The 14,955-nt window shown below is 68.4% G+C and carries 14 protein-coding genes and 2 pseudogenes; 13 read left to right on the top strand and 3 right to left on the bottom strand.

Going from position 1 to position 14,955, the window contains the following annotated elements; translation table 11 throughout:
- The 10 genes and pseudogenes from C265_RS21040 to C265_RS20995 form a co-directional block, all read left to right on the top strand.
- Positions 1 to 805: pseudogene (locus tag C265_RS21040) on the top strand (DNA polymerase III subunit gamma/tau); the annotation flags it as partial.
- A 70-nt stretch (positions 806 to 875) separates the two neighbouring features.
- Positions 876 to 1,208 carry a YbaB/EbfC family nucleoid-associated protein gene (locus C265_RS21035; RefSeq protein ID WP_010814258.1) on the top strand — a complete coding sequence of 111 codons (333 nt, stop codon included), beginning with the start codon at positions 876 to 878 and terminating at the stop codon, positions 1,206 to 1,208.
- 8 nt (positions 1,209 to 1,216) lie between these two features.
- On the top strand, positions 1,217 to 1,831 hold the full coding sequence (gene recR / locus C265_RS21030) for a recombination mediator RecR (RefSeq protein ID WP_010814257.1): 615 nt from the start codon (positions 1,217 to 1,219) through the stop codon (positions 1,829 to 1,831).
- A 76-nt stretch (positions 1,832 to 1,907) separates the two neighbouring features.
- Positions 1,908 to 2,813: a LysR substrate-binding domain-containing protein gene (locus tag C265_RS21025; RefSeq protein WP_010814256.1), complete on the top strand. Its 906-nt coding sequence runs from the start codon at positions 1,908 to 1,910 to the stop codon at positions 2,811 to 2,813.
- 178 nt (positions 2,814 to 2,991) lie between these two features.
- Complete coding sequence (locus C265_RS21020) at positions 2,992 to 4,188, top strand: CaiB/BaiF CoA-transferase family protein (protein ID WP_010814255.1); 1,197 nt, start codon at positions 2,992 to 2,994, stop codon at positions 4,186 to 4,188.
- The gene (locus C265_RS21015) at positions 4,185 to 5,153 is read left to right on the top strand and encodes a hydroxymethylglutaryl-CoA lyase (protein WP_010814254.1); all 969 of its coding nucleotides are present in this window, start codon (positions 4,185 to 4,187) and stop codon (positions 5,151 to 5,153) included. The genes C265_RS21020 and C265_RS21015 overlap by 4 nt, the downstream gene beginning before the upstream one ends.
- Before the next feature lie 48 nt (positions 5,154 to 5,201).
- Entirely contained in the window at positions 5,202 to 6,218 is a 1,017-nt protein-coding gene (locus C265_RS21010; protein ID WP_010814253.1) for a tripartite tricarboxylate transporter substrate binding protein, read from the top strand.
- Between the two features lie 180 nt (positions 6,219 to 6,398).
- The gene (locus C265_RS21005; RefSeq protein WP_010814252.1) at positions 6,399 to 7,442 is read left to right on the top strand and encodes an ABC transporter substrate-binding protein; all 1,044 of its coding nucleotides are present in this window, start codon (positions 6,399 to 6,401) and stop codon (positions 7,440 to 7,442) included.
- 133 nt (positions 7,443 to 7,575) lie between these two features.
- On the top strand, positions 7,576 to 8,388 hold the full coding sequence (locus C265_RS21000) for an ABC transporter ATP-binding protein (RefSeq protein WP_010814251.1): 813 nt from the start codon (positions 7,576 to 7,578) through the stop codon (positions 8,386 to 8,388).
- Between the two features lie 30 nt (positions 8,389 to 8,418).
- Positions 8,419 to 9,210 (top strand): ABC transporter permease, encoded by a 792-nt coding sequence (locus C265_RS20995; RefSeq protein WP_010814250.1) that lies wholly within the window; start codon positions 8,419 to 8,421, stop codon positions 9,208 to 9,210.
- A 78-nt stretch (positions 9,211 to 9,288) separates the two neighbouring features.
- On the opposite strand, the gene C265_RS20990 is transcribed toward C265_RS20995, so the two are convergent.
- The gene (locus C265_RS20990; protein WP_010814249.1) at positions 9,289 to 10,707 is read right to left on the bottom strand and encodes a sensor histidine kinase; all 1,419 of its coding nucleotides are present in this window, start codon (positions 10,705 to 10,707) and stop codon (positions 9,289 to 9,291) included.
- Positions 10,704 to 11,378, bottom strand: a complete 675-nt coding sequence (locus C265_RS20985) for a response regulator (RefSeq protein WP_010814248.1) — start codon at positions 11,376 to 11,378, stop codon at positions 10,704 to 10,706. The genes C265_RS20990 and C265_RS20985 overlap by 4 nt, the downstream gene beginning before the upstream one ends.
- Positions 11,379 to 11,598: 220 nt before the next feature.
- Here C265_RS20985 and C265_RS20980 point away from each other — a divergent pair, with 220 nt between their 5' ends.
- Positions 11,599 to 12,657 (top strand): porin, encoded by a 1,059-nt coding sequence (locus tag C265_RS20980; protein ID WP_037024946.1) that lies wholly within the window; start codon positions 11,599 to 11,601, stop codon positions 12,655 to 12,657.
- A gap of 196 nt (positions 12,658 to 12,853) precedes the next feature.
- Here C265_RS20980 and C265_RS20975 read toward each other — a convergent pair whose 3' ends face one another.
- Positions 12,854 to 13,828, bottom strand: a complete 975-nt coding sequence (locus C265_RS20975; protein ID WP_010814246.1) for an NADPH:quinone oxidoreductase family protein — start codon at positions 13,826 to 13,828, stop codon at positions 12,854 to 12,856.
- Positions 13,829 to 14,035: 207 nt separating this feature from the next.
- On the opposite strand from C265_RS20975, the gene surE reads away from it, so the two are divergent.
- Both surE and C265_RS33225 read left to right on the top strand, forming a co-directional pair.
- Positions 14,036 to 14,788 (top strand): 5'/3'-nucleotidase SurE, encoded by a 753-nt coding sequence (surE, locus tag C265_RS20970; RefSeq protein ID WP_010814245.1) that lies wholly within the window; start codon positions 14,036 to 14,038, stop codon positions 14,786 to 14,788.
- Between the two features lie 28 nt (positions 14,789 to 14,816).
- Positions 14,817 to 14,955, top strand: a pseudogene (locus tag C265_RS33225) (protein-L-isoaspartate O-methyltransferase); the annotation flags it as partial.

The following is a 14,955-nucleotide window of genomic DNA, read 5'->3' as shown; positions in this document are numbered from 1 at the left end:
GGCTGCCGCGCAGCGCCCGCCGGCCCAACCCTTGCGCGCGCCCGGCGCGGCAGCCGTGAGTCGGCCGCCGGCACCGGTTGCGAAGGCGCCCATGCAGTCGCCGGCAGCGCCGGCACGGCCCGCCGCGCGCCAGGCGGAGCCGGAATCCGTGCCGCCCTGGGAGCTGGCGGGTGGCAGCGATGTGCCGCCGTGGGAAGAGCTGCCGCCTGACCTGCCGGTCATCGGCCCCTATGACAGCGATCCTGGCTACCGCGACAACGGTTTCAACGAACCGGCAGCGCGTGCCGCCGGGCCGCGCCGGGCGCCCGCGCGCGAGGCCGAGCCGGCGCGCGAGACCGCTCCGGTGCAGCCAGCCGCGGCGCCGGCAGAGTCCGCCAAGTTCGTCGCCCCGCGCCCGCCAGCAGCGGGCGAGGATGGCACCCCGCCGGCCTTCACCGGCGAATGGCCGGTGCTGGCCGCCGGCCTGCCCTTGAAGGGCCTGGCGCAGCAGCTGGCCTACCAGAGCGAACTGACCCAGGTGGTCGGACGTACCTTCCACCTGCGCATCCCGGTCGCGGCCCTGGGCGAGAACGGCGTGTCCGAGCGGCTGCAGCAGGCGCTGTGCGACCACTTCGGCGAGCCGGTGCGCGTGGTCTGCGAAGTCGGCGGGGTTTCCATCACGGCCGCGGCCGCCGATGCCGAGGCGCGCGCCGAGCGCCAGCGCCAAGCCGAGGCCGTGATCGAGGCCGATCCCTTTGTCCAGGGCCTGCTGCGCGATTTTGGCGGCCAGATCGTGCCGGGCTCGATCCAGCCGCGCGCCGCCTGATCCGCGGCCTGCGTTTGCTTTACCGAACTTACTTCACCGAATTTCTTACCGAATCCAGGAGCATTCCATCATGATGAAAGGTCAACTCGCCGGGCTGATGAAGCAAGCCCAGCAGATGCAGGAAAACATGAAGAAGATGCAGGAGCAGCTGGCCCAGATCGAGGTCGAGGGCCAGTCCGGCGCCGGTCTCGTCAAGGTGGTCATGACCTGCAAGAACGACGTCAAGCGCGTCACCATCGACCCCAGCCTGCTGGCCGAGGGCGAAGACAAGGACCTGCTGGAAGACCTGGTCGCCGCCGCCTTCAATGACGCCGTGCGCAAGGCCGAAGCCACCTCGCAGGAAAAGATGGGCTCGATGACCTCGGGCCTGCCGCTGCCCCCGGGCTTCAAGCTGCCGTTCTGAACGCCACTGTGAAGGCATCGTCCCCGACCTCGCTGCAGGCACTGGTCGAAGCGCTGCGGGTGCTGCCCGGCGTCGGGCCCAAGTCCGCCCAGCGCATGGCCTACCACCTGCTGCAGCACGACCGCGAGGGCGCGCGCAAGCTGGGCGATGCGCTGCGCGGCGCGGCGGACCATATCCGCCATTGCCAGCGCTGCAATACCTTCACCGAGCAGGAGATCTGCGAGACCTGCCTGGACGACCGCCGCGACGCCTCGGTGCTGTGCGTGGTGGAAACCCCGGCCGACCAGGTCATGATCGAGCAGACCCTGACCTACCGCGGCAAGTACTTCGTGCTGATGGGCCGGCTCTCGCCGCTGGACGGCATCGGCCCGCGCGAGATCCATCTTGACCGGCTGCTCGCGCGCGCCACCGAGCCCGAGCTGGGCGGCCCGGTCGGCGAAGTCATCGTCGCCACCAACTTCACCAGCGAAGGCGAGGCCACCGCGCACTACATCGGCGAAATGCTCAAGGCGCGCGGCCTCAAGGTGTCGCGCCTGGCGCGCGGCGTGCCGGTGGGCGGCGAGCTGGAGTACGTCGATGCCGGTACCATCGCGCGTGCGGTGATGGACCGCCGCAACCTCTGAGCACGATCGCGCGGGGCCGATTGCCCGCGCGCCGGTCACCGCGTTCTTCCGCCTTCTTCAGCCGCCTGCCTCTCCCATGAACCTGGCCCGCTTCGATCTCGTCACGCTTGGCTTGTTCGTCGCCGTGGCCCGGCAGGGCAGCATCTCGGCCGGCGCGCGCCAGTCGCACCTGGCCGTGGCCGCCGCCAGCAAGCGCATCTCCGACCTGGAAACCGCGGTCGGCGCGCCGCTGTTCTTCCGCCATGCCGCCGGCGTGCAGCTGACCGAGGCCGGCCAGGCCTGCTTCCACCATGCGCTGACCATCCTGCAGGACGTCGAACGCATGGCCGGCGTGATGTCGGACTACGCCTCGGGCGTGCGCGGGCAGGTGCGGGTGTGCGCCAACACCTCGGCGATCACGCAGTTCCTGCCCGACGACCTGGCGTCGTTCATGCAGCGTCATCCCACCATCCGCATCGAGCTGGAAGAGCAGAACAGCCGCGATATCGTCGCCGCGCTGGTCGAGAACCGTGCCGACGTGGGCATCTTTGCCGACCGCACCCCCGCGGCCGGGCTGATGACGATCGAGTACCGGCAGGACGAGCTGGTCATCATCACGCCGCCCAACCATCCGCTGGCCGCGCGCGGCCCGGTGCACTATGCCGATACGCTGGAATTCGACTTCGTCAGCCTGCCGCAGGAAACCTCGCTGGCCGCGCGCCTGCTCGAGGAGAGCAGCCGGCTCGACCGGCCGTTCCGGCTGCGCATCCAGGTGCGCAGCTTCGATGCCATGTGCCGCATGGTGATGGCCGGCCTGGGCGTGGGCGTGCTGCCGCGCATCGCTGCCGAGCCGCACGTCAAGTCGATGGGGCTGTCGCTGGTGTCGCTGCAAGACGCCTGGGCGCGCCGCTCGCTGCTGATCGGGCTGCGCGACCCGGCCGGGCTGACAGTCTCGGCCCGTCTGCTGATCACCCACCTGTGCGGGGACCGGGCGCCGTTCTGACGCGCCCGCGCTGAGGCGGCTCCGCAGCCTTTCGCGTTCCGAGAAAGCCCGCTTCTCCGATTGCCGATTCCTGGCAGGCCCCCTGCTGGGGCACACTCCGTTCGAACGCAATGTATGACAAGCCAGTCATTGGGCTTGCCGCACTGCAACAAGACACCGCATCGCACGGAGACACCCCATGGCGCAACAGATCCTCGAGGGCATTCGCGTCCTCGAACTCGGACAACTCATCGCCGGCCCCTTTGCCGCCAAGACCCTGGCCGACTTTGGCGCCCACATCATCAAGGTGGAGCCGCCGGGGCAGGGCGACCCGCTGCGCAAATGGCGCATGCTGCATGAAGGCACCTCGGTCTGGTGGGAGGCGCAGTCGCGCAACAAGGAGTCGATCTGCATCGACCTGCGCCAGCCGGAAGGCCAGGCACTGGTGCGCAAGCTGGCCGCCGAGGCCGACGTGCTGATCGAGAACTTCCGCCCCGGCACCATGGAGAAGTGGGGCCTGGGCTGGGACGTGCTGCATGCCGACAACCCGCGCCTGATCATGCTGCGCGTGTCGGGCTATGGCCAGACCGGGCCGAAGAAGGATGAGCCCGGCTTTGCCGCGGTGGCCGAAGCCATGGCCGGCCTGCGCCACCTGACCGGCGAGCCCGGCCGCGCGCCGGTGCGCGCCGGCCTGTCGCTGGGCGACACCATCGCCGGCCTGCACGGCGCCATGGGCGTGCTGCTGGCGCTGTACCAGCGCGACGCGCGCGGCGGCGAAGGCCAGGTCATCGACGTGGCGCTGTACGAGTCGCTGTTCAACCTGAGCGAAAGTCTGCTGCCGGAATACTCGGCCTTTGGCGCGGTGCGCCAGCCCGCCGGCGGCGCGCTGCCGGGGATCGCGCCGTCCAACGCGTACCCCTGTGCCAGCGGCGAATACGTGCTGGTGGCGGCCAATGGCGACGCCATCTTCAAGCGCATGATGCTGGCCATCGGCCGGCCCGACCTGGCCGACGATCCGTCGCTGGCGCAGAACGATGGCCGCGTGAAGCGCGTCGACGAGATCGATGCCGCCATCGCCGACTGGACCCGCACGCAGACGGTGGACTCGGCGCTGGCGCTGCTGCGCGACGCGCAGGTGCCGTCGGGCCGCATCTATACCGTCAAGGACATTGCCGAAGACCCGCACTACCGCGCCCGCGGCGTGATCGAGTCGGTGACCTCGGCCGGCGGGCTCACGGTGGAAGTGCCGGGCGTGGTGCCCAAGCTGTCGGCCAGCCCCGGCGAGATCCATGACCGCGCGCCGACGCTCGGCGAGCATACCGATACGGTGCTGAAGCAGGCAGGCTTCGACGACGCCGCCATCGCCGACCTGCGTGCGCGCAAGGTGATCGCATGAGCGCCGCCACCAAACTGAGCGGTCCCGCCCGCGTCGAGATCAACGAAGTCGCGCCGCGCGACGGCCTGCAGATCGAGCCGGTGGTGGTGCCGACCGATGCCAAGGTCGCCTTTCTCGACGCGCTGTCGGCCTGCGGCTTTGCCCGCATCGAAGCCACCTCGTTCACCTCGGCCCGCGCCATCCCGGCGCTGGCCGACGCCGAGGCACTGATGCACCGCATGCGGCGCCACCCGGGCGTTCGCTACACCGCGCTGGTGCCCAATCTGCGCGGGCTGGAGCGTGCGCTGTCGTGCCGGCCGGACGAGGTCAACCTGGTGATGTCGGCCAGCGAGACCCACAACCGCGCCAACCTGCGCATGACGCGCGAGCAGTCGCAAGCGCAATTGCTGGCGATGATCGAGGCGGCGCGCGGCGCCGGAGTGCCGGTCAATATTTCGCTGTCGACCGTGTTCGGCTGTCCCTTCGAGGGCGAGGTCGACAGCGCCGCGGTGATGGCACTGGCCACCCGCTTCGCCGAGGCCGGCGCGGACGGCATCACGCTGTGCGACACCACCGGCATGGCCTACCCGGACCAGGTCGCGGCGCTGTGCGAGGCCTTCCAGGCCGCGCTGCCCGATACCGGCCTGACCATCCACCTGCACAACACCCGCGGCATGGGCCTGGCCAATGCCCTGGCTGCCTGGCAGACCGGCGTGACGCGCTTCGACGCGGCCGCCGGCGGCCTGGGTGGCTGCCCTTACGCCCCCGGTGCCAGTGGCAACGTCAGCACCGAAGACCTGGTCCACATGTTCGACTGCATGGGCGTCAAGACCGGCGTCGACCTGGGCGCGCTGCTCGAGGTGGTGGCCGGCATGCCGGCGCTGGTCGGGCGCGACCTCCACAGCCAGCTGCTGAGCGCCGGCCCGCGCCTGCGCACGCACCAGCCGCCGGCCTGGATGGCGGAGCATTTCGCCGGGCAGGCATAGCCGGCACCCAGACAAGAACAACACATCCAACAGATAACGGAGACCCTCATGAAGCAAGCCCTTCAACGCAAGTCCGCCATGCCCGCACGGCGCAAGGCCGTAGCCGCCACGCTGGCGGCACTCGGTGCGGCATGGTTCGCGCCCGTCGCCCTGGCGCAGGACGGTACCTATCCCGCCCGTCCGGTGACGCTGGTGGTATCGGCCGCGGCCGGTGGCACCACCGACATCGCGGCGCGCATGATTGCGGAACCGCTGTCCAAGGCGCTCGGCCAGCCGGTGGTGGTGGACAACCGTCCCGGCGGCAACGGCAGCATCGCCGCGCAACTGGTGGCGCGGGCCAAGCCGGACGGCTACACGCTGATGCTGCAGTACTCGGGCTTCCACGTGATCACGCCGCTGCTGGTCAAGAGCCTGTCGTGGGACCCGGTCAAGGACTTTGCGCCGGTGGCCAACATCCTGTCGGCGCCGCAGGTGCTGGTGGTGCGCCCGAGCCTGCCGGTCAAGTCGCTGAAGGAACTGGTGGCCTACGCCAAGGCCAATCCGGACAAGCTCAACTACGCCTCGTCGGGCAACGGCTCGCTGCAGCACGTCTCGACCGAGCTGCTGAACCAGATGGCCGGCACGAAAATCACGCACGTGCCCTACAAGGGTACCGGTCCGGCCATGACCGACCTGCTGGGCGGCTCGGTGGACCTGACCATCACCACGCCGCCGCCGCTGATGGCCCATATCGCCGCCGGCAAGCTGCGTCCGCTGGTGGTGACCAGCAAGACCCGCCTGCCCAGCCTGAAGGACGTGCCGTCGGCGCCCGAGGCCGGCTACCCCGACCTGGACGTGTCGTCGTGGTTCGCGATGTACGCACCGGCAGGCACGCCCAAGCCGGTGATCGACAAGCTGACTGGCGAAATCGACAAGATCATGCGCACCGAAGCCTTCCGCAAGAAGGCCGAGGACCTGGGCGCCGAGGCCAAGTACATGAACCCGCAGCAGCTGGGTCAGTACCAGAAGGCGGAACTCGCGCGCTGGGGCAAGGTGATCAAGTCCGCCGACATCCACGCGGAATGATGGCGCGGGCTGCGGCAAGGTGATCGAAAGGTAAGGGCGTTATGCTGGCGGGTTTGCTAGGTGTTGATACCGATGCGGTGCATCGCACCGTCCGGTAGCATCGCAATTTGCCGCACCGCGGCGCGCCCCCTTCGAGCGCATGTCGCCGCAGCGCCAGTCCACACGGGTAGGAGATCTCGCATGTATAACAAGAAATTCTGGAAGCAATTCCTGATCGCGCTGGCGCTGTTCCTGGCCGGCTGGTTCACCTTCGGCCAGGCGCAGGCACAGGGCAAGCCCGAGAAGACCAAGGTCACCATCGCGGTGGGCGGCAAGAACCTGTTCTATTACCTGCCGCTGACCATTGCCGAGCGCCTCGGCTACTTCAAGGAAGAAGGGCTGGACGTCGAGATCGTCGACTTCGCCGGCGGTGCCAAGGCGCTGCAGGCCGTGGTGGGCGGCAGCGCCGACGTGGTCTCGGGCGCCTACGAGCACACCATCAACCTGCAGGCCAAGGGCCAGCGCTACCAGGAATTCGTGCTGCAGGGCCGCGCCCCGCAGATCGTGCTGGTGGTGTCGAACAAGACCATGCCCAACTTCAAGTCGATCGCCGACCTGAAGGGCAAGAAGATCGGCGTGACCGCGCCGGGTTCGTCGACCAACATGATGGCCAACTTCGTGCTGGCCAAGTCCGGGCTGAAGCCTTCGGACGTGTCGTTCATCGGCGTGGGCGCCAGCGCCGGTGCGGTGGCAGCGATGCGCTCGGGCCAGATCGATGCGATGGCCAACCTGGACCCGGTGATCTCGATGCTGACGCAGAAGAACGAAGTGCGCATCGCCTCGGACACCCGCACGCTCAAGGACACCCAGGCCGTGTTCGGCGGCAACATGCCGTCGGGCTGCCTGTATGCGTCGCAGGCGTTTATCCAGCAGAACCCCAACACCACGCAGGCGCTGACCAATGCCATGGTGCGCGCGCTCAAGTGGCTGCAGAAGGCGGGCCCGTCGGACATCGTCAAGACTGTGCCGGAAAGCTACCTGCTGGGTGACCGCGCGCTGTACCTGGCCGCGTGGGAAAAGGTCAAGGAAGCGATCTCGCCGGACGGCACCATGCCGGCCGACGGCCCGCGCACCGCGTTCAACGCGCTGAGCCAGTTCGACGCCGAGCTCAAGGGCAAGCCGGTCAAGCTGGAAGAGACCTACACCAACGCCTTCGTGCAGAAGGCCAACGCCAAGTACAAGTAAGACCCTCGCCGTCGATGCCATCGGCCCGCTGTCCGCAGCGGGCCTTTGCTTTGAATCCTTGACGGCCAATCCATCATCACCCGCCCGCGCCGCGCCCCCCGGCGCCGCCACGGCGGGACCGAGACGGTTCACCATGAGCACTCCCGCACTTTCCCTCGACAAGGTCACCTGCACTTTTGTCTCGCGCGATGACCGCAGCCAGCGCTATACCGCGGTCCAGGACGTCACGCTGTCGATCCAGCCCGGCGAATTCGTCTCCGTGGTCGGCCCCACCGGCTGCGGCAAATCCACGCTGCTCAACGTCGGCGCCGGCCTGCTGGAACCCTCCAGCGGCGAGATTCGCGTGTTCGGCGAGCCCCTGCGCGGCATCAACCGCCGCGCCGGCTATATGTTCCAGACCGAGGCGCTGATGCCCTGGCGCAGCGCGCTGGACAACGTCGTCGCCGGCCTGGAGTTCCGCGGCGTGGCGCGCGCCGAGGCCGTGCAGCAGGGCGAGGAATGGCTGCGCCGCGTGGGCCTGGGCGGCTTTGGCGACCGCTATCCGCACCAGCTCTCGGGCGGCATGCGCAAGCGTGTTGCGCTGGCGCAGACGCTGGTGCTGGACCCGGACATCATCCTGATGGACGAACCGTTCTCGGCGCTGGATATCCAGACCCGCCAGCTGATGGAGAACGAGGTGCTGGAGCTGTGGGCCGCCAAGCGCAAGGCCGTGCTCTTCATCACCCACGACCTGGACGAGGCCATTGCCATGAGCGACCGTGTGGTGGTGCTGTCGGCCGGCCCCGGCACACACCCGATCGGCGAGTTCGAGATCGACCTGCCGCGCCCGCGCGACGTGGCCGAGATCCGCAACCATCCGCGTTTTGTCGAGCTGCACGCCGCGATCTGGGACGTGCTGCGCGAGGAAGTGCTCAAGGGCTACGCCCAGCAGCGCAAGGTGGCGTGAGCCCTCCAACCTAACAAGACCTGAATCCCGATGGCATTCCGTACTGATTCCAAGGGCATGTTGCGCGTCTGGCAGCTGCTCGTCCTGGTGGTGATCCTCGGCGTGTGGCATATGGCCACGCGCTCGCAGCAGGTTGCCTTTTTCTTCGGCGAACCGCTGATGGTGGCGCAGCGCATCTGGAGCTGGTTTATCGTCGAGCGCGATATCTACCTGCACCTGGGCGTGACGCTGATCGAAACCGTGCTGGCCTTCGGCATCGGCACGGTGGCGGGGCTGGGCGTGGGCCTGTGGCTGGCGCTGAGCCCGATGACCTCGGCCATCCTCGACCCCTACGTCAAGGCCATGAACTCGATGCCGCGCGTGATCCTGGCACCGATCTTCGCGGTCTGGTTCGGCCTGGGCATCTGGTCGAAGGTGGCGCTGGCGGTGACGCTGGTGTTCTTCATCGTCTTCTTCAACGTCTACCAGGGCGTCAAGGAAGTGAGCCCGGTGGTGCTGGCCAACGCGCGCATGCTGGGCGCCAACCAGAAGCAGCTGCTGCGCCATGTCTACCTGCCCAGCGCCACCAGCTGGGTGTTCTCGTCGCTGCATACCTCGGTGGGCCTGGCCTTCGTGGGCGCGGTGGTGGGCGAATACCTGGGCTCGGCGCGCGGCGTGGGCTACCTGATCCTGCAGGCCGAAGGCACCTTCGACATCAATACCGTGTTTGCCGGCATCGTGGTGCTGACGGCGTTTGCGCTGGTGCTGGACTGGATGGTCGGCATGGGTGAGAAGCGGCTGATGAAGTGGCAGCCGAAGAGCGGGGAGACGGAGAAGCTTTGATGCAGGACTTGCCGGTAAGCGTTGCTGGCCGGCGGTTTGCCCCCTCTCCCGCTTGCGGGAGAGGGGGCGCCCAAGCGGTCAAGAGCAAGTCTCGGGTTTGTGGCCGGCAGCGCTGAAGTTTACAGACACCGTTAGCCCGCCTCCGGGCGTATCCGCAAGCTCCACCGCTGCACCATGCAGCCGCGCGATCTCGCGCACGATCGACAGCCCCAGCCCGGTCCCTTCCACGGACTGTCCGCTCTCGCCGCGATAGAAGCGCCGGAACACCGCATCGCGCTCTGCCGGAGCAATGCCGGGGCCGTTGTCGATCACCTGCAGCCGCGGCACGCCGCCGTGCAGCGCCACGCGCACCGTGACCACCGCACCGCGCCCCGCATAGCGGATCGCGTTGTCGATCAGATTGCCCGTCAGCTCCTGCAGCAGCTCCGCCTGCCCGGCGACCTCCACCGACCCTTCCTGCTCGAAGCCCAGGTCGACCTCGCTGCCACGCGCCACCGGCGCCCAGTCCAGTGCCACGCCTTGCGCCAGCGCATCGAGCCGCAGCGGCCCGAGCGTGGGCATATAGCCCGCATCAGGCTCCAGCCGCGACAGCGACAGCAGCTGCTGTACCCCCTTGGAGGCATGGCGCACGGTGCCGTGCAGCAGCCGCATATGCTCGCGCACGCGTTCAGCGTCGCGCTCGCGCAGCGCCAGCTCGGACTGCGCCTGGATGATCGCCAGCGGCGTCTTGAGCTGGTGCGCAGCATCGGCAAAGAAGCGCTTGCGCGCCTGCACCATGCCGTGGAGCCGGTCCATGTACTGGTTCAGCGCCTGCACCAGCGGCTTCATCTCGGCGGGCAGGTCCTTCTGCTCGATCGGGTCGAGCTGCGTGCCGCGTCGCGCCACCGTGTCGGAGAGCCGGTTCAGCGGCCGCAGCCCGCGCCGCACGCCGAGCCAGACGATGCCCAGCGCCAGCGTCACCAGCATCAGCTCCTGCAGCAGCGAGCCGATCAGGATGTCGCGCGCCAGCAGCTGGCGCGGCTCGATGGTTTCGCCCACCAGCACCCACACCAGGCGCGTGCGTGCCGAGCCCACGTCGTGCACCGGCAGCGCCTGGGCCGCCATGCGCAGCGGGTGCTCGCGGAAGACAGTGTCGTAGAACTCGGTGCGGTACAGCCGCAGCGGCGCCTCGGCCGGCATCGGCAGGTCGTCGTAGCCGGTCACGGTTGCGCCGTCCTCGTCGCGGATGCGGTAGAAGATGCGCGGGCCGGCTTGGTCGTCGAAGAGTTCCAGCGCGAGGTTTGGCACGTCGACCTGGAGCCGCCCCTCGCGCAGGCGGATGCCTTCGCGCATTGCGCGCAGCGACGCCTCCAGCGTGCGGTCGAAGGCGATATGCGCGGCAGACATGGCGCGCTCATAGGTCAGCCACGCATCGAAGGCGAGCAGGGCCATCAGCGGCAGCAGCAGCCATAGCGACAGCTGCAGGCGCAGGCTGGGCGCCTGTCGTGGAAGCCTCATGCCGCCGGCCGCGCTTCGAGCAGATAGCCCAGCCCGCGCAGCGTGACGATGGCCACGCCGCTGCCGTCGAGCTTCTTGCGCAGCCGGTGCACGTAGATCTCGATTGCATCCGGGTTGACCGATTCGTCGATGCCGAAGATCTTCTCCGACAGCGCCGCCTTGTTCACCGCGCGCCCATCGCGCAGCAGCAGCACCTCGAGCACGGCGCGTTCGCGCCCGGTCAGCGGCAGCAGCTCGCCGTGCAGCAGGACGGCACGGCTGACGCTGTCGTAGTGCAGCGGGCCGCAGGCGATCTGCGTGCTCTCATGCCCGTGGGCACGGCGGATCAGCGCGCGGGCGCGCGCTTCCAGTTCGGACAGGTCGAAGGGCTTGGCCAGGTAGTCGTCGGCGCCCAGGTCCAGGCCGCGCACGCGGTCTTCGACCGAGCCGTGCGCGGTCAGGATCAGCACCGGCAGCGGGTTGCGGCGCTGGCGCAGGCGGCGCAGCACTTCCAGGCCGTCCAGTCCGGGCAGGCCCAGGTCCAGGATCAGCAGCGCGTAGTCCTGCGTGCTGAGCAGGTTGTCGGCGCTGCGGCCGTCGTGCATGCAGTCGACCGTGAAGCCGGCCTGGCCCAGGGCCTGGCTCAGGGAATTGGCCAGCATCACGTTGTCTTCGGCAAGCAGGATACGCATGGGGCAGGGCAGTCAGGCGGCAATACGGAAATCCGGCCGGAACGGCCGAGGCCAGACAGATACAGGGAAGTGCGCCGGCTTAGAAGCTAGGGAAACCCCCAATCCCGCAGCGGCGCCGTGCCCGCGAAAAGCCTGCATTCCGAAAGCGAACTGAAAGTGCGCGTCCCCTACCATCCGGCCGGCTAATGATTCACACAACAAGCACAAGCAAGGAGATAGCATGAAGCGTAGGGCAATGGCATTCGCAGCGATGGGTCTGGCTGCGGCCGGATCGGCATCCGCCCAATCGAGCGTGACCATGTATGGCCTGGTGGACGCCGGCATCGAATATGTCAGCCACGCGGGTCCGGACGGCTCGGCGGTCAAGCTGACCTCGGGCGGCAAGAACACCTCGCGCTGGGGCATCCGCGGCAGCGAAGACCTGGGCGGCGGCCTGAAGGCGATCTTCGCCCTGGAAAGCGGCATCGCCATCGACACCGGCAGGCTGGACACCGACAACACGCTGTTCGATCGCCGTGCCACGGTGGGCCTGGCAAGCCGCTACGGCCAGGTGGTGCTGGGCCGCACCTTTACCACGACCTACGACTTCATGCTGCCGTTCGACCCGATGGGCTACGCGCCGGCCTATTCGTGGGCTACTTCGTCGACCGCCACCGGCGGCCGCAAGGACGGCCTGTTCTCGCGCGCCTCGAACGCGGTCCGCTATGACGGCAGCTTCGGCGGCCTGAAGCTGGGCGCCACCGTGGCCATGGGCGAGGTGGCGGGGGACTTCAAGAGCTCGTCCAAGTACGCGCTGGGGGTGGGCTACAGCGCCGGCAAGTTTGCCGCGGCCGCCACCTGGGACCGCCAGAACGGCGCCGGCAGCAGCACCACGCCGGCCGACAGCACCGACTACATCCAGGGCATCCATGCCGGCGCCAGCTATGACTTCGGCGACCTGAAGCTGTTTGCCGGCTACCGCAACTACAAGCGCACCTTCACCACCGGCGCGGCGACGGACCGCAGCGACATGTACTGGGGCGGCGCCAGCTATGACTTCACGCCGGCCTTCACGCTGTACGGCGCGGTCTACAAGCAGAACATCAAGGGCGGCAACAACGCCGACCCGATCCTGTTCTCGCTGCGCGGCCAGTACGCGCTGTCCAAGCGCACGCTGGCCTACCTGTCGGTGGGCTATGCCGATGCGCGCAACGGGCAGAACGTCAGCGTCTCGCGCGACCTGGTCGGCTTCGCCAACAACCAGACCGGCGTCATGGCCGGCCTGCAGCACCGCTTCTGAGGAAGGGGCGGCCTGAATGGCCGGAATGGCCTCATCGGCCTGTTGGGAACTGCCGGCCGCCTGGCGCATGGGTGTGCGCCATCGAGGGCGGCTGGCAGCTTGAGGCGCGTTGCCTCAGCCGGGCGCAGGGCGTAGCCGCACGCCTTGCGCCCTTCTTTTACCGGCGGGCAGGGCGCGCCGCCGGCCTGCGTGCCGCTCAGGGCACGATCACGATCTTGCCGGTGACCTTGCGCGCTTCCATGTCCTTGAGCGCCTGCGGAGCCTGCTCCAGCGGATAGCGCGCCGAGATATGCGGGCGGATCTTGCCTTCCTTCATCCAGCCCAGCATCTGCGCCATATTGGCCTGGTTGGCCTTGGGCTCGCGCCGCACGAAGTCGCCCCAGAACACGCCCACCAGCGAGGCGCCCTTGAGCAGCGCCAGGTTCAGCGGCAGCTTGGGGATCTCGCCGTTGGCAAAACCCACTACCAGGTAGCGGCCGCGCCAGCCGATCGAACGGAAGGCCGGTTCGGCATAGATGCCGCCCACCGGGTCATAGATCACGTCCGGACCCTTGCCGTCGGTCAGCGCCTTGATGCGTTCGCGCAGGTCCTCGGTGCTGTAGTTGATCAGCGCGTCGGCGCCGTGCTCCTTGCACACCGCCAGCTTCTCGTCGGTCGAGGCGGCGGCGATCACGCGCGCGCCGATGGCCTTGCCGATCTCGATCGCCGCCAGGCCCACGCCGCCGGCCGCGCCCAGCACCAGCATGGTCTGGCCGGCCTTCAGCTCGCCCCGGTCGATGACCGCGTGGTGTGAGGTGCCGTAGGTCAGCGTGAACGCCGCCGCGGTCTCGAAGTCGATGCCGGGCGGCATCGGCACCACCGACGCCGCAGGCGCCTTGGCCTGGCTGGCGAACGCGCCGTTGCCCAGGTAGGCGATCACCTTGTCGCCGGGCTTGACGTGGGTGACGCCTTCGCCGACCGCATTGACCACGCCGGCCAGCTCCGAGCCCGGGCTGAACGGCAGGGCAGGCTTGGCCTGGTATTTGTTCTGGATGATGAGCACATCCGGGAAGTTGACGGCGGCCGCCTTGACGTCGATGACCACTTCGCCCTTGGCCGGCACCAGGTCAGGCAGGGTTTCGATGGTCAGCGAATCGGGCGGGCCCCAGGCTTTGCACAGTACGGCTTTCATCTTGTCTCCGGTGATGTTGGTGGCATTTCACGCCAGTCAAGCTTATGCGGGCGGGCAGGGCAAGTGTAGCGTAGAAATAGCACGGTCGTTCTGTTCCATGTCCAAGCTATGGAGGTGGTTATTTGCGGCCTGCATACAGCGCCAGAAACGTGCTTTCAGGGCGGCGCACGGGCCGCTTGCGCGCGCGCGCTCAGGTACAATCGCGCCATGCATATCCTTCTCGCCAACGACGACGGTTATCTCGCGCCGGGACTGGCCGTTTTGCATGCCGCGCTCGCGCCGCTGGGCCGGATCACGGTCATCGCGCCGGAGCAGAACCATAGCGGTGCCTCCAACTCCCTGACCCTGCAGCGGCCGCTGTCGATCTACGAAGCGCGCGAAGGCGTGCAAAAAGGTTTTCGCTTCGTCAACGGAACACCGACCGACTGCGTGCATATCGCGCTGACGGGCCTGCTGGAAGAGAAACCCGACCTGGTGGTGTCCGGCATCAACCAGGGCCAGAACATGGGCGAAGACGTGCTGTACTCCGGCACCGTCGCCGCCGCCATCGAGGGCTACCTGCTGGGCATTCCGTCGGTCGCCTTCTCGCAGGTGGACAAGGGCTGGGAGCACCTGGACGCCGCGGCACGCGTGGCGCGCACCGTGGTGGAGCGCATCATCGGCACGCCGCCGGCCGAGCCGTTCCTGCTCAACGTCAATATCCCGAACCTGCCGTTCGAACATATCAAGGGCTACCGTGCCACGCGCCTGGGCAAGCGCCATCCGTCGCAGCCGGTGATCACGCAGGTCAATCCGCGCGGCGACACCAACTACTGGATCGGTCCGGCGGGCGATGCGCGCGATGCCAGCGAGGGTACCGATTTCCATGCAGCTGCGGCGGGCTATGTCTCGCTCACGCCGTTGCAGCTCGACCTGACGCACCGCGGGCAGCTCGACGCGCTCGACCAGTGGTTGAAGTAGGCCACCGATCCGCAGTGTCGCGCCCCCGATGAGCACCACGCCCCCTCGCAACAAGTTTCCGCTGCCGCTCGATGCGGTAGTCGAGCGCAAGCCCGCACCGGCCCGCACCGCCGGCTTGCCTGCCGTGGGCACGCCGCGGCCGGCCGCGCCCACGCCGGCGCCAGCCA

This window comes from Cupriavidus sp. GA3-3 (assembly GCF_000389805.1).
GTDB lineage: Bacteria > Pseudomonadota > Gammaproteobacteria > Burkholderiales > Burkholderiaceae > Cupriavidus > Cupriavidus necator_D.
This window is presented reverse-complemented; position numbering and strand designations above follow the sequence as displayed.